11 protein-coding genes are annotated in these 13,560 nt (G+C 38.6%); 5 read left to right on the forward strand and 6 right to left on the reverse strand.

What is annotated here, in order from left to right; translation table 11 throughout:
- Positions 1 to 147: 147 nt before the first annotated feature.
- Positions 148 to 1,647, reverse strand: a complete 1,500-nt coding sequence (locus SB679_RS10605; RefSeq protein WP_410702232.1) for a serine hydrolase — start codon at positions 1,645 to 1,647, stop codon at positions 148 to 150.
- Between the two features lie 184 nt (positions 1,648 to 1,831).
- Positions 1,832 to 2,506, reverse strand: coding sequence for a YceI family protein (locus SB679_RS10610; protein WP_410702233.1), 675 nt, complete (start codon positions 2,504 to 2,506; stop codon positions 1,832 to 1,834).
- 284 nt (positions 2,507 to 2,790) lie between these two features.
- Between SB679_RS10610 and SB679_RS10615 the strand changes: the two genes are divergently transcribed.
- The 3 genes from SB679_RS10615 (at position 2,791) to SB679_RS10625 (ending at position 4,902) form a co-directional block, all read left to right on the forward strand.
- The gene (locus SB679_RS10615; protein ID WP_410702234.1) at positions 2,791 to 3,654 is read left to right on the forward strand and encodes a hypothetical protein; all 864 of its coding nucleotides are present in this window, start codon (positions 2,791 to 2,793) and stop codon (positions 3,652 to 3,654) included.
- A gap of 285 nt (positions 3,655 to 3,939) precedes the next feature.
- Entirely contained in the window at positions 3,940 to 4,584 is a 645-nt protein-coding gene (locus SB679_RS10620; RefSeq protein ID WP_410702236.1) for a ferritin-like domain-containing protein, read from the forward strand.
- Between the two features lie 84 nt (positions 4,585 to 4,668).
- The gene (locus SB679_RS10625; RefSeq protein ID WP_410702237.1) at positions 4,669 to 4,902 is read left to right on the forward strand and encodes a hypothetical protein; all 234 of its coding nucleotides are present in this window, start codon (positions 4,669 to 4,671) and stop codon (positions 4,900 to 4,902) included.
- Positions 4,903 to 4,961: 59 nt separating this feature from the next.
- On the opposite strand, the gene SB679_RS10630 is transcribed toward SB679_RS10625, so the two are convergent.
- From SB679_RS10630 to SB679_RS10640, 3 genes are all read right to left on the reverse strand, one after another.
- Positions 4,962 to 6,107, reverse strand: a complete 1,146-nt coding sequence (locus tag SB679_RS10630) for a 1-acyl-sn-glycerol-3-phosphate acyltransferase (protein WP_410702238.1) — start codon at positions 6,105 to 6,107, stop codon at positions 4,962 to 4,964.
- Between the two features lie 327 nt (positions 6,108 to 6,434).
- The gene (locus SB679_RS10635; protein ID WP_410702239.1) at positions 6,435 to 7,742 is read right to left on the reverse strand and encodes a T9SS type A sorting domain-containing protein; all 1,308 of its coding nucleotides are present in this window, start codon (positions 7,740 to 7,742) and stop codon (positions 6,435 to 6,437) included.
- 278 nt (positions 7,743 to 8,020) lie between these two features.
- A complete protein-coding gene (locus SB679_RS10640; protein WP_410702240.1) occupies positions 8,021 to 10,396 on the reverse strand; it encodes a TonB-dependent receptor domain-containing protein in 2,376 nt (791 codons plus the stop codon).
- A 110-nt stretch (positions 10,397 to 10,506) separates the two neighbouring features.
- On the opposite strand from SB679_RS10640, the gene SB679_RS10645 reads away from it, so the two are divergent.
- Positions 10,507 to 12,171, forward strand: a complete 1,665-nt coding sequence (locus SB679_RS10645) for a histidine kinase (RefSeq protein ID WP_410702241.1) — start codon at positions 10,507 to 10,509, stop codon at positions 12,169 to 12,171.
- Positions 12,171 to 12,869, forward strand: a complete 699-nt coding sequence (locus SB679_RS10650) for a LytR/AlgR family response regulator transcription factor (RefSeq protein WP_410702242.1) — start codon at positions 12,171 to 12,173, stop codon at positions 12,867 to 12,869. Before SB679_RS10645 ends, SB679_RS10650 begins: the two co-directional genes overlap by 1 nt.
- 7 nt (positions 12,870 to 12,876) lie before the next feature.
- On the opposite strand, the gene SB679_RS10655 is transcribed toward SB679_RS10650, so the two are convergent.
- Positions 12,877 to 13,422, reverse strand: a complete 546-nt coding sequence (locus tag SB679_RS10655) for a hypothetical protein (protein WP_410702243.1) — start codon at positions 13,420 to 13,422, stop codon at positions 12,877 to 12,879.
- Positions 13,423 to 13,560 lie beyond the last annotated feature (138 nt).

Consider the following 13,560-nt stretch of genomic DNA (forward strand, 5'->3'; position numbering starts at 1 on the left):
TGGTATAGAAAAAGGCGGACTTGAGTCCGCCTTACCACAAAATTTAAGTATAAACAATCAATTCAATAATCATTTATTTTGAATATGATATCCAGGCAATATGCTCATTTCTGGATAGTGTTTTAAAGATGAAATTTTCAAATTATACTACTTATTAACGAGCAATCCTTCAATTTTCTTCACCATCTCTTTGGCATTGGTGTTTTCTGGATCTAATTCAATTGCTTTTTGATACATCTTCATGGCCTCTTCTTTTTTACCGGCCTGCAGCAATGCTTCTCCATAACTATCATATGCATTTGAATTTTTCGGAAAAATTACTATTGCTGCATGAAACACCTGAAGAGAATGATCAACCTTCTGAAGTCTGAGAAACTGATATCCTAATCGGTTAAAGTCTATTTCTTTGGCTTCATAGCCGTTTTGATCTTTTACATATTCCTGAATCAGCTGCTCCGCTTTTTGTTGATTTCCACTTTCCAGTAAACTGCCATAGATTCTTGAAAGATTTTGAGCCGGAATGGTATAAGGTTTATGGTTTATTAATTGAAAAACAGCATCCGAGATAGAAAAAACAGGACTATTTCCTCTGTTTGCCAGCAATACTACGGTTTGATTTTTAGTCATATTATGCATCAGAATGCTGGTAAGCCCTGAAATAGATCCATCATGGAAAACTATTTTTCCATTCTCTTCATTGGTATACATTGCCCATCCCAAGCCATAACTAATCTCTTTGCCTTCTAATTGAAACGTTGCGATTTTTCCGTCATTGAGTTTGGTAGCCGTTATTGCTTCTTCCAATTCTTTTTTATTTAAGATCTGATAAGTAAACAGTGCATTCTGGTATTTTTGCAAGTCTAACGCTGTACTTACAATCCCCCCATTTCCATAAAAGTTGCTTTTTTCAAAAATTAGGAAAGGTTCTTTTAAGGTCGATATATTCACAGGATTGGTTGAATACAGGTTAGGATAACTATACAATTCCACCTGGTTTTCTTTCTTAATTTTCCTATTATCCGGAACAAATGAATTTTTCATTTTAGCAGGGATGAAGATGTTTTTTTCCAGATAAGCCCCATAGCGCATACCGGATACTTTTTCGATAATCAGTGCTGCAAGACAAAAATTAATATTATTATATTCCCATTTGCTTCCGGGTAAAAATGAAAGCGGCGTTTTAAAACGAATCAATGTGGGTATGATATCCTGATTAGAAATTATTTTTTCCGGCTGTTCTTTAATGATGGTGTCAAACAAAGTATAGTATTGCGCCAGTCCTGAAGTATTACTCAACAGATGTTTAATCGTAATATTGGGATAAGGAAAATCTGAAAGATATTTTTGAACCGGATCATCAATGGCTAGTTTTCCTTTTTGTTTAAGCTGTAATATGGCTGTGGCAGTAAACGTCTTTGTTACGGAAGCAATGGGAAACTGGGATGTCTCACTGAGCTTTTCCTTCTTTTCAATATTAGCAAATCCATAGACCTCAGAAAACATCTTTTCTCCTGATGCTGAAACTACCACACTTCCATTAAAAATATTATTTTTAGAAAGGGTCGAAAATAAATTATGTAATTCCTGTCCCGACATGGTTATCGTAAAGAAAGTCATCACTATCAACAAAAAAACTCTTTTTCTCATTTTATGTACTGATTTAAATGGTTATAAGTTCAATCTTATGACAATCTTAAAGAGTGTTCTATTACATGAACTATAATTTCTACCGATACAATATGTGGATATCAACATCATTAACAGAAAAATGCTGACAAAAAAAAGACACCTGCCAGGCAGATGTCTTCTTTATTTTTTAACCGTGATGGTCTTATTTCTGATTGGCTTTCACATCGATACCGATCTCGATATCTTTGCTGATCATCCATTCTGCAGGATCAGACTCTGTTGTTCCGAATTTGATTCCCCAGTCAGTACGGTTTACTGTAAATTTAGCCAGTAAAGAAACTTTTTTATCTGCTGTATCTACTTTAGCCGGGAAAGTTACATTAAGCGTTTTTCCTTGTAACGTAAGGTTTCCGCTTACGGTTTTATTAGCTCCTGCAACAGCACCTTCAGCTCCTGCTGCAAGATCTGAAACTTTAGTAATTTTGAATTCTGCTGTTGGATTTTTTTCAACATTAAAGAAATCAGCACTTTTCAAATGGGTTTCCAGTTCAGTATACTTTTTGTCTTTTTCTGTAACAGAAGCAGGATCTACTTTGATTGATTTCATATCAATTACAAATTCCCCTGAGCTCAACTGGCCGTCAGCCAATGATAATTCCCCGGAAGTAATCGCAAGGGTTCCCCAACGTGGAGCAAAACCTCCTTTGTGAAAGGCTTTCCAATTGACGGTTGATGTAGCTGCGTCTACGGCAAATACATCCCCTTTTTTCTCTGCAACCTTTTGTTCTGTAGCTGTAGAAGCTGTCTTAGATTTGTCTCCACACGATGTCAGGAATAAACCTGCAGCTGCCAGAGCGATAACACTGATTTTTCTCATTATTATTATTTTATTGTTAATGACTGATAAGATTTTCTTTATATTCAAAATTTACTCCATTCTTGTATACAATGGTCTTACTTTTCATTTTGGATGTCCAAATATACACCGTTTAAAAGAATTGAAAATTGATGTAGGTCAATAAAGTATCCTACCTTAATCATTTATTAAAAACTACATCTGTATTCATTTGATTTTCAGAGAACATCTATTCATTAAAAACTGTGAGAATGCATCGGGATATTTTATACTTTTATAACCGCATCATTTTAAATTTATACGGTATGAAATACAAGATTAAAGTTTCAGTTTCATTAAGTGTATTATTCCTACTCTCAGATATAGGTTGCAGCAGTTCGGATCATTTCGTTCGGTATTCTAAAAGCTATATTGAAGTGGGGAAAATTATGGATTCCGTACAGCTGCCTTATATTATTGATTTACAAAATGGCCACACACATTTGATTGCCTTAGGCGTTTCACATACCTATCATGATGATGATCCTCAAATATCCATCATAAAGAAAACATTTCTGCAATTTAATCCCGACCTTACGATCAATGAGGGCGGAAGCATTACAAAAACCTTTGCTACGGAGCAGGAGGCCGTGCAGCAAAATGCGGAAGCAGGTTTATTAAAATATTTAAGTGACGGGGCTCATACTCCATTAATCAACGGAGACATTGAAGATTCACTGGAATTTAAACTGATGCTGAAAAAATATTCCAAAGATGATTTGTTTCTCTATTATATAATGGAACGTCTCGTAATCCCTTATCTGAATGGAGCCTACGGCAACAAACCATTTGAAGAACTGTATACAAAAGCCCTCGAAAAATGGTTTATTAAAGAAGGTTTTCCTGTTGATGAAAATTGGGGAAATTTTGAAGGATTTAAACAGCTTTATCAAACTAAAATGGGTCATCCCCTGTTACTCACTCTAAACCCTGATATTGAACTATTCGATTATGTAAATCCCGACTGTACGTACTGTGCAGTAGGCAGAACATCTAAAATATTGCGGGATTCGATATTGTTAGAAAAAATCCATTCTGAATTGAAAGTACATCAAAAAGTAATGGTCGTATTTGGTCATGCCCATATATTGGCTATTGAGACTGCCTTAAAAAAAATGATGAAAAGATAGGAATATGCCTGATACAATTGTGTAAAAACAGATGTTTCATCGTTGGACTATTTCCTTTGAAAAATGATCTGGGAGCAATAAAAAGCTAAGTAGGAAATCAACAAAAAAGCTAAAAATAAGTGATATTAAATCGTTGAAATCAAATTTTACAAACCTATTATCACAATTTCAACTGTTTCGTAGGAATTAATTTAATAGTCCATAGTCAATATCAGCATCACTTTTGGTCTCATAATTGCAACGGATACAGGACTACTCTACAATTAATCACTAAATTATACCAGTATGGAAACTAAAACAAAAGCTAAGAAAGCGACGGTTAAAAAAACAGCAACTCCGAAAGCAGCAACATCAAAAACGGCAGCTTCAAAAACCCCGTCAAAGACGACTTCAAAAACGCCATCAAAGACGCAAGCAAAAATTCCTGCTAAAAAAAATGCAGCTAAAGAATTAAGAGATTTGTTTGAAGATTCCTTAAAAGACATTTATTGGGCAGAAAAAGCACTTACGAAGGCTCTTCCAAAAATGTATAAAAATGCGACAGATAAAAAATTACAGTCTGCCATTGAACTTCACCTTGCCGAAACTCATGTGCATGTAAAAAGATTGGAGGAATGTTTTGCCTCACTGGGTAAAAAACCACAGGCTAAAAAATGTGATGCCATGCAGGGATTACTGGATGAAGGAAAAGGCATTATGGAAGAAACAGAACCGGGACCAGTAAGAGATTCAGGGATCATAGCCGCCGCTCAGAAAGTGGAACATTACGAAATCGCTACTTACGGTACATTAGCAGCCTTTGCTAAAATCCTTAAAGAAAAAACCTGTCTTAAAAATCTTTTAGCGACTTTAAATGAAGAGAAAATATGCGACCAGCTGTTAACCAAAGTAGCGGATATTACTCTTAACAGTAAAGCTCTTAAGAAATAAAATCACATATTCTACATACAAAATTCTCCTCTTCACGGGGGAGAATTTTTTCATAATAAACCACTCATCCCAAATATTTGCCCTATGAAATACAGTGAAGCCATTCAGCATAAAAAAGAAGCGCTGGAAAAAGCAGATGAATCGGTATTAAAAAGTTACCATCTTATCATCAGCCCTGCGAATACCGGCGAAAGCCAAAAGTACATTAAAGCATTTCTGAAAGATCCGGAAGCTTTTAATGATGCAAGCTGCAAGAAATTTTGCACTGATGACGAGTATGAAGTTGTGAGTTTCAGAAAAGATGAAGAGGAAAAATAAAAATATTCATCCTGTCATCAGGGTGAATATTTACAATATTTAATTTATCCAGGATACTTTTACTCTACCGAAAAATTTTCCTGAGACTTCATTTTATTAATCAGAGGATTGGCATACATCGACAGGAAATAATCTTTTGAAACAGCATCATTGGGATCAATACGCATTTCAAGCCTTCTTACAAACAGCTGTTTTTCTTTTTCCGTATAGTGTTCAGCATATGTATCTGTATGATGAAGCAAATCGTAAGCGATATATTTGGTAGGCCAAAGTTTATAGTTCTGTATGATGGAATCATCAATGACCTTCGCGATTGCCTGTAACTGCTTATTCTTATTTTCGAATTGTTCAGCAATCGTATCCAGTTCCGTATCAATTACGTTGCCGGCATGCAGGTGGATCCTTTTCTTTTGTCCCAATACACCGCTCAGCATGGTCATAAAATCCTCATTCTCCCCTTTTATATATTCCTCATCTCTGTGCTTCGCCAGAAGCTGCGGCATTTTTAAGGAATCCGTAGGATCATATTCATAAGAAATGGATATCGGAACGATCTTCAATGTTTTAAAATAATCCGTCAGTGACAGCTCACCTGCTGCCATAGCAAGCATTTTTAACACTCCCTGCTGGGTCGCATCATTTCCGTCTTTAGTACGGCCTTCACGCTGGGCAATCCATACAGAACGCTTTTCGTCGTGTAAAAGCTCTTTAATATACTCAGACATGATCTGAGAACTTTGCAGCTGTTCACGGATCGGCAATCCTCTCTGAACTAAAAAGTTACGGTTCAGCTTTGCCAATACATGTAAAAATGTTTTCTGAACAAGATTATCCCCGATGGCAGAAGAAGTCATGATAAATCCCCCTTCCAGCAACACCAGGTTGAGCAGAGAGGTATCTAAAACAATATCCCTGTGATTAGAGATAAAAAGGTAGGGCGTATTTTTATCCAGCTGATCAAATCCCGAAGTCGTTAATCCTTCAGAACTCTTTTCAAGAATCTGACGGACGGTATGGGCTATGAAATTGTGCTGAAAGTCGCTTACAGAGTGTATATTTTTAAACTGTTCTCTCCAAACCTGTTTATCAACATCAGGAAAAGTAAAATTCATCAGTGCTTTCATCATAGGATCACGGGCTACACCACGTAATGCTTCATTCACTTCATGATCATAAAAAGGCCTGATTTCATCGAACTTCGACATGTAATTATTTAAAAATTAAAACTATTTTGCAAAAGAACAAAAATTTATTGAGGGTACACTACAATGTTTGTTAAAGTATACCATTTGTCGACACAGCAACTATGTGCTACATACCATTGCATATTCCTGAAATGCAAAAACTGTGTCATTTTTTCTTTAGAGACCATATTTTCGAAAAAAATATTCTATTGAAAATCCATTTTATTGGAATTTCCATTTAAAATGAGATAGAAGTATGAGGGAATGGAATAAAAAACCAGAGCTAAAAAACTCTGGTTTCTCTTAACTTATTTTACTAAGCCTTTATTTCAGGATAATTTATTATAATTATCTGTCTGCTACTACCATTCGTTTCGAGTCAATAATCTTACCATCTGCAACTATCGAATACATGTACATTCCAGCTGCTAATTGATCTGAAGTTACAGTAATGGAAGAAGCACCACGCTGCCTGATTGGTATACTTTTAATTTGTTTACCCGATAAATCATAAATTACCATGCTGGCATTTCCGATCTGTCCCACTAAATTATATCTGATTTCTGTTTCACGCGAAAAAGGATTGGGAACATTTTGTTCCAAAGAGGAACCTACCATGGCAATAGGTTCAATTCCCGAGATTACCCCTTGCTTTTTCTTAAGATCATTGATCTGCTGCTGTAAATTTTCAATTATTTTCTGTTGTTCCTGCATTGCTTTTACCAAAGGAACAACAAATTCACTATACGCAATACTGTAGTTATCATTTTCGTTATCAGGAATATGTACGCCGTTAAAATTATAGTTTGCATTTTTAGCCGCATCTGCTACTTCCTGTGCGATAAAACCACTTTGCCGAATATTGGTTGCTAAAGCAAAATCCTGATTCATATATGCACCGCGTTCAGTATCAGGCATATTTTTAGTCCAGAATTCTGTGATCTTCTTTACGTCCAGATTATACACCACAGGTCTTAACTTAGTAATAAACTCCAGCCCTTTTACATCTTCTTCTTTTACGTTGGTTTTAAAACGGCCATCTGAAAATGTATATGCTACAGGACCTTCAACTACCGTAACTGTAGCATTACCGATTCTTACCTTATTGCTTGTGTTTACTACCGCTCCTGAACCTATTGCTGTTGCATTCGATAAAGCGCCGGAAGCTACATCGGCACCACTGCCAACCCCGGTGTTATTGCTTCCTGTAGAGTTCATATAAAGCGCAGCAAAACCATTGGCAGCATTATCTGTCCCGGTGGTGTTCAGATACAGTGATCTGAATCCTATTGCCGTATTGTTTCCTGCTGTGGTGCCCTGTAATGCCTGATATCCAAAAGCTGCATTATAGTTGCTTGAAATGTTACGCGTGAGTGAATAAGCTCCACCGGCAGTATTATAACTTCCTGACGTATTCGCATTAAGCGAAAGATATCCGTTAGCTACATTACTGATCCCTGAAACACCTGGTAATGCTCCCACTCCAAAGGCCGTATTAATCGACCCGCCTATCGGTATCGTATTGGCATTATAAGAAGCATTGTTGCTTTGGGCATTTATATGATTATAAAATGCGAGGGACATTACCATGCCTGCTGCAAACTGTAAATTTTTAGTCTTTACAAAGACTTTTGAAAAGGTGTTTGATGTTTTCATAAAAAAATGTTATTAGTTTTGCATACTCTATAGGATTTTCTGCGTACTCCTTTCTATCAAAGTTAATTATTTTCACACTAAATCACTAACAATTGAATAAAAAATATAACACTTATAAAAAACAACCCTCAACATATCCAATTAATAATCAAAAGGTTTAACTAAATTAAAAAATAGTATAAAATCATTACAGCCTGCCTATACCGGCAATTAAGAACAGTAACCGGACAAAAAACGACGCCTTAAATAAATTATTATTTCTCCAATAAAACCGCATCCTAATTACGATTTCCGCTTTTAGCCTGCCGCACATTCTGAGTGTCCTTCAGATTTAGTCTGTACACCAGCGTCAGACGATATCGTGCAGCATTAGGAATACTCGTCTGGCTGATTGCATAATCAGCTCCTCGGGTTATACTTTTTAGTTTTCGCAGGTCAAAAAGGTTGCTTGCATCAAAAGAAATTGTTGCTTTGTCCTTTAAAAAAGTCTTACTGCATCCGAAATCAATACTATGCAGCGCATCAGCACGGGTTTGGGCTGTAGCATTGGCACCCCTGAAATTATAAAGTATCTGGAAAGCGAGTTTATCCTTCAGTTTCAGTTGCGTGCTTAAACGGGCAGTAAGGGTATTGCCTGAATAGTCAAAGCTTTGGTTCTGATAGCTCCCCTGTTCAGCATAATGAAATACATTAAGCTCGGTATTTACCTGCAGCCATTTGACAGGATTATAGAGTACTGAAAGTTCAAAACCCTGACGTGTTTCCCTATGGATATTGGCCGGCATGGTAATAAACAGACCCGCTGCATCCTGAAAAGTATAATCTTCGATAACACCACTGTTATGCTGATAATAGAAAGACGGGTTTAAAGTAAGGGTTTTCCAGTTTTTGAGAAAAGCCACTTCAAATACATGAGCATAAGATGGATTAAGCTCCGGATTACCTACATACCGGGTAGTGAGATCTGTCAGCTCATTGAATGGATAAATCATCCCCAGGCTTGGCCTGTTGATCCGTTTGCTGTAACTGCCCTGCAAAGTTCCGTTTTCTTTGAACCGGTAACTGATGTTTACCGTTGGAAACAGACGATTATAGTTTTTTTCATTAGTATAGCTGCCCATGCGATCTTCAATTCCAATATGGGTTAGTTCGCTGCGTAGGCCAGCCTGATAACTAAACTGTCCCTTCTTACCGGAAAATTGCACATAAGCACTTCCGATCAGTTCTTTATAGAGCAAGTGGTTGTCAATCTGGTCAATGACTTCCCAACCTGTGGTATTCTGCTGCTCTGCAATAAAATCACTGTTTACCCTGCGGTCTTCCATTTTCAAACCGAATTCCAGTGTAGAGAGGCTGTCCAGTGGCTGTACCATATCCGCTTTAATCATCAGGTCCTTGCTGCTGCCAACAGATCCTGTCCTGATCATTGGTAAGGTAATGGCTAGAGGTGAAATCCTGCCTGTAGAAAGATTCCATTCCTTGTCACTATCCCAAAAATCATACTGCATGTCTACCGTAAACTTCTTATCTGGCCTTTTGAATTTCCTGGTATAATTAAATTCAATCTGATTATAGCTCCGTTTTTCCCATGATTCTCCATTGCGGCTGAGACTGCTGTCAATAGCACCAGACTTTCCCGAATATACATAATTCAACCGGGTCTTGTCATGGTCATGGGTAGAGTTTCTCATAAAAGCTGCGGTAATCGAATTTCGGTCATCCACCTGAAAATCTGCTCCAACATACAATAACTGGGCATTATCATGGCGGTTTTCATCCTGTCGCCGGTCCAGATAAACCGGTGTACCTGAAAGTCCGGTAGACTGCTGCATGGTATACAGACCCACATAATCTGATATCCGGAGGCCATAGGTAGCAAAGAGGTTGATTCTATTGGATTTATAGTTTAGGCTGGGACTTATCCGTGATTCATTGGGCGTTCCGCCCACCAGACGCAGCTGTCCGCTAAATCCTCCTTTCTTATTCTTTTTAAGGATGATATTGATAATTCCTGCCGAACCGGACGCATCAAATCGGGAAGAAGGATTCGTAATGACTTCAACACGTTCTACCTGATCAGCAGGAACCTGCTCCAATGCATTTCCCTGCGTCAATCCGGTACGGCGACCGTCGATCAATACCAGTACATTGCTGTTACCGCGCAGACTGATGGCACCCCCCGGACTTACACTCACCGAAGGAACAATATTAAGCAGATCCGTGACGGCTCCTGACTGTGAAAGCACATCTTTCCCCACTTCAAAAACCTTTTTATCAAGTTTCAGGCTCACGGATGAACGTTGGGAAGTTAAAGATACTTCCTGCAATAATTTGGTATCGGGTTCAAGAATGAGGGTTCCAACATTGACCATGGCATCAGGCTGTATCTGTATAGGCTGGCTGATGGTTTGAAAACCCATAAGGTGATACGTGATGGTGTACTTCCCTGCCGGAATACTTTCCAGCCGGAACATTCCCTTGTTATCGGAAATACCGGCAGCAATCATTTTATCCGTACTTTCTGTAAGTGTTACTGTCACATAAGGCACAGGAGTGGCCGGTTTTTCATGAAGAATACCGGTGATTTGCCCTTTCTGAGCAAAGAAATAGTTTGCCGTGATGAAGAGCAGAAATATAAGGACTATTTGTTTCATGGTGTAAAAATAAATCACGAACCGAATCCTCTCCTGTAAAAACATTTGAACAGCTCTACCGCCTTTCAAACGGCTATCAGATTTTCCAAATTACCTTGTATATTTACCTCATGCATCATATTCTGTTTCTATTTGTGTTTCTCTCTTTACTGACTACGCCTGTTATCCGTAATGAAGACCCTTTACCTGTTTATAAAACCGGTGATGATGCAGCCTGGGCCGCCAAAAATTATAATGATAAAGACTGGTCACCAAGCAGAGGAGATACCTCAGACAGGATATTCTGGTCGCGCACCCATCTCGACCTTCGCCCGGTAGAAAACGACTTGCCGCCATTAGGACTACAAATTGAATCCTTCGGTGCATTTGAGGTGTATTGGGATGGTGTCCTGATCGGCAGGAATGGACAACTTCCGAAAAACGGCAACCCGGAAATCCCGGGAACTGAAAGCAGCTATTACAGAATTCCGGATCATCTGATTTCACCCGGCCTTCATACGGTTGCGATGCGCAGTTCACAAAGCTTATTTCCGGATATGCAGCGAAGCATCGGATTTACGATAGACCATTATCCAAGATTAATAACCAGACCGCTGATCACCATGGCCTACATGAATCTGATGGCTGGAGCTTTCCTCATTGCATCTATCTATTATTTTTTCCTGTATCTGAACAGCAAACGCAGGCTGCGGGATATCCTCATCTTCGCTACGATATGTTTTCTTTTTTTTGCTTTACTGATCATGGAATATCTGAAGTTTCATGTGGTGATTCCCTATTCTCAGTTTTTCATACGGCTGGAGGTGATAGGCTGGCTTACTTTTGCGAATGCCCTTCTGGTTCCCTGGTATTTCATCATTCAGTTTAATTTTAAGAAAGGGAAATGGCTAATGGCTGTACTTCTGATGACGCTCCTATTGTTTTATGGATTCAATTTCGGACACTATGACCTGACGGCACGGCTCTACAGTCTTGCGATGCTGGCAGCTTCTCTTATTGTGGTTGTGAATGGTATCTTTCAAAAGGAGAAAGGGGGCTTTATTGTTCTGGCAGGTCTTTTAATCAGCGCTTTGGTGAATAGGTTTATGGTCTATGATTATGGTCTGTTCATCAGTTTTACCATTATCGTGCTTTGTATGCTTTATCTGCACTCGATCCGTACGAGTATCATTGAGACTGAGCACCAGAATGCCGTTTTGCTTTCTTCAAGACTCCAGCTTGAACTGCTAAAAAAGAACATCCAGCCTCATTTTTTAAGGAATACCCTGACCTCGATGATGGATTGGGTAGAAGAATCGCCTAAGGAAGGTGCCCGTTTTATACAGGCATTGGCAGCTGAGTTTGATATTATGAATGAGATCTCAGAGCAGACCCTGATCCCTATCAACAAGGAACTTGAACTCTGTAGACAGCATGTAGCTGTGATGGGTTTCCGTAAGGAAATCAATTATCTTTGGAAAGAAAATGGAATTGATCAAACACAGTTCATACCACCGGCGATTATTCACACATTGCTAGAAAACGGCATTACCCATAGCGAACCGCTAGCTGGCAATACAATTACATTTGTGCTGTCTTATTCTTTATCAAAAGAGTTTCATGAATATGTGTTTGAAACCATCGCCGTGAACCGACAGATCATAACAGACCGGACTGGTGGCAATGGATTTAAATATATCAAAGCACGTCTGACCGAGAGTTATGGCCAAAACTGGAGATTTCACTCAGGCTCTACAGAGAAGGGATGGAAATCAACAATTCAAATTATACGATAATGAATATACTGATTATAGAAGACGAAGCCAGAATTGCCCGCCGTCTTCAGCGCATGACCGCAGAATTTTTCGCTGATAAAGCTGTAGATATTACAGTCTGCGATTCGCTGCAAAAGGGACTTGACCAAATTACCAGCCTGCCTCCTGATGTATTGCTGTTAGACCTTAATCTCAATGGTGACAATGGATTTGAAGTATTGGAACAGATGGTGGCTTCTTCTTTTCATACCATTATTGTATCAGCCAATACAGATAAGGCCATTAATGCTTTTGCTTACGGAGTTCTTGATTTTGTTCCCAAGCCTTTCGATCAGGACAGACTTTTCAAAGCTTTGACCAGGTTTGTGAGCCCTGCACAAAAACCCGACGAAGGTATTAAATACCTGGCGGTAAAAAGAGCCGGACAGGTGCGCCTGATCAATATCGCTGAGATCCTGTACATCAAGGGAGCAGGAATTTATACGGAGCTGCATCTGAACAATGGACAGCAGGAACTTCATGATAAATCGCTTGAACTTTTACAGCAGCTGCTTCCCAATCAGTTTGAACGTATTCATAAATCGTATCTGGTCAGTTTCCAGCAGATAGAAAAGATACTCGTCAACCCTGGTACCCGATACAGCGCACTGCTTAAAACAGGAGATTTACTTCCGGTAGGCCGTTCCAAATATAAGGAACTGAAAAACAAAATTATTTGATTTAAACTTACTTTACCTTCTCCAAAAGATACAATTTAGCCCCTGAAAATGCCAGTTTAGGCATCAGGTTTCCTTCCAGTACCATCGTCTTATTGTTGACATCAATCACTGAAATATAATTATTGGAATTGTATTCTATATAGTTTTCCTTTTCTTTGGTGACCGGATTTTTCCCGAATTCCATGGAATATTTTACCCAGTCTTCTTTTTCAGAACTGCAGTGTACGGGTTTGAATTTGGATTTTTTAGCCTTGAAAATAATCTGATCAAAACCTTCCGTACAGTCCGAAGTAAACGAACTTTCCGGATTCTGGTCATTGGTAAAGTCTTCAAAAGAGCCTTTGTATGCCCCTACTACTTTCCAGGTCCCGTCCACACGGTCTTCATCTATTTTCCCTTTGGCTTTGCTTACGGCCCAGCTAATTCCGTTCACAGTTCCTTTGACGGCTTTATAGCTTACGTTAACAGCACCTTTTACTACTTTGGCAGCCGTGGATACTACACAAGAGTTTAATACAAAAACAGCTGAGGCTAGCACTATTATTTTTTTCATATTGTGAATTTTATAGATGCGAAGATAAGGTTTTGGGGAAAGATAGAGGTTTATTTTTCTAAATATTCCCTTACCCAAGGAGATCTCCCCCTTAGATAACGGGGTAAAGGGGTTCATTAATGGGGTACAGAGGGTTAC

This window comes from Chryseobacterium sp. SIMBA_029, assembly GCF_046535275.1.
In the GTDB taxonomy this organism is placed as follows: Bacteria; Bacteroidota; Bacteroidia; order Flavobacteriales; family Weeksellaceae; genus Chryseobacterium.

Bases quoted from the DNA above. Each gene is read 5' to 3' on its own strand.
- SB679_RS10640 (WP_410702240.1), bottom strand. From the start codon at position 10,396: ATGAAACAAATAGTCCTTATATTTCTGCTCTTCATCACGGCAAACTAT.
- SB679_RS10620 (WP_410702236.1), top strand. From the start codon at position 3,940: ATGGAAACTAAAACAAAAGCTAAGAAAGCGACGGTTAAAAAAACAGCA.
- SB679_RS10630 (WP_410702238.1), bottom strand. From the start codon at position 6,107: ATGTCGAAGTTCGATGAAATCAGGCCTTTTTATGATCATGAAGTGAAT.
- SB679_RS10635 (WP_410702239.1), bottom strand. From the start codon at position 7,742: ATGAAAACATCAAACACCTTTTCAAAAGTCTTTGTAAAGACTAAAAAT.
- SB679_RS10605 (WP_410702232.1), bottom strand. From the start codon at position 1,647: ATGAGAAAAAGAGTTTTTTTGTTGATAGTGATGACTTTCTTTACGATA.
- SB679_RS10650 (WP_410702242.1), top strand. From the start codon at position 12,171: ATGAATATACTGATTATAGAAGACGAAGCCAGAATTGCCCGCCGTCTT.
- SB679_RS10610 (WP_410702233.1), bottom strand. From the start codon at position 2,506: ATGAGAAAAATCAGTGTTATCGCTCTGGCAGCTGCAGGTTTATTCCTG.
- SB679_RS10625 (WP_410702237.1), top strand. From the start codon at position 4,669: ATGAAATACAGTGAAGCCATTCAGCATAAAAAAGAAGCGCTGGAAAAA.
- SB679_RS10645 (WP_410702241.1), top strand. From the start codon at position 10,507: ATGCATCATATTCTGTTTCTATTTGTGTTTCTCTCTTTACTGACTACG.
- SB679_RS10655 (WP_410702243.1), bottom strand. From the start codon at position 13,422: ATGAAAAAAATAATAGTGCTAGCCTCAGCTGTTTTTGTATTAAACTCT.
- SB679_RS10615 (WP_410702234.1), top strand. From the start codon at position 2,791: ATGAAATACAAGATTAAAGTTTCAGTTTCATTAAGTGTATTATTCCTA.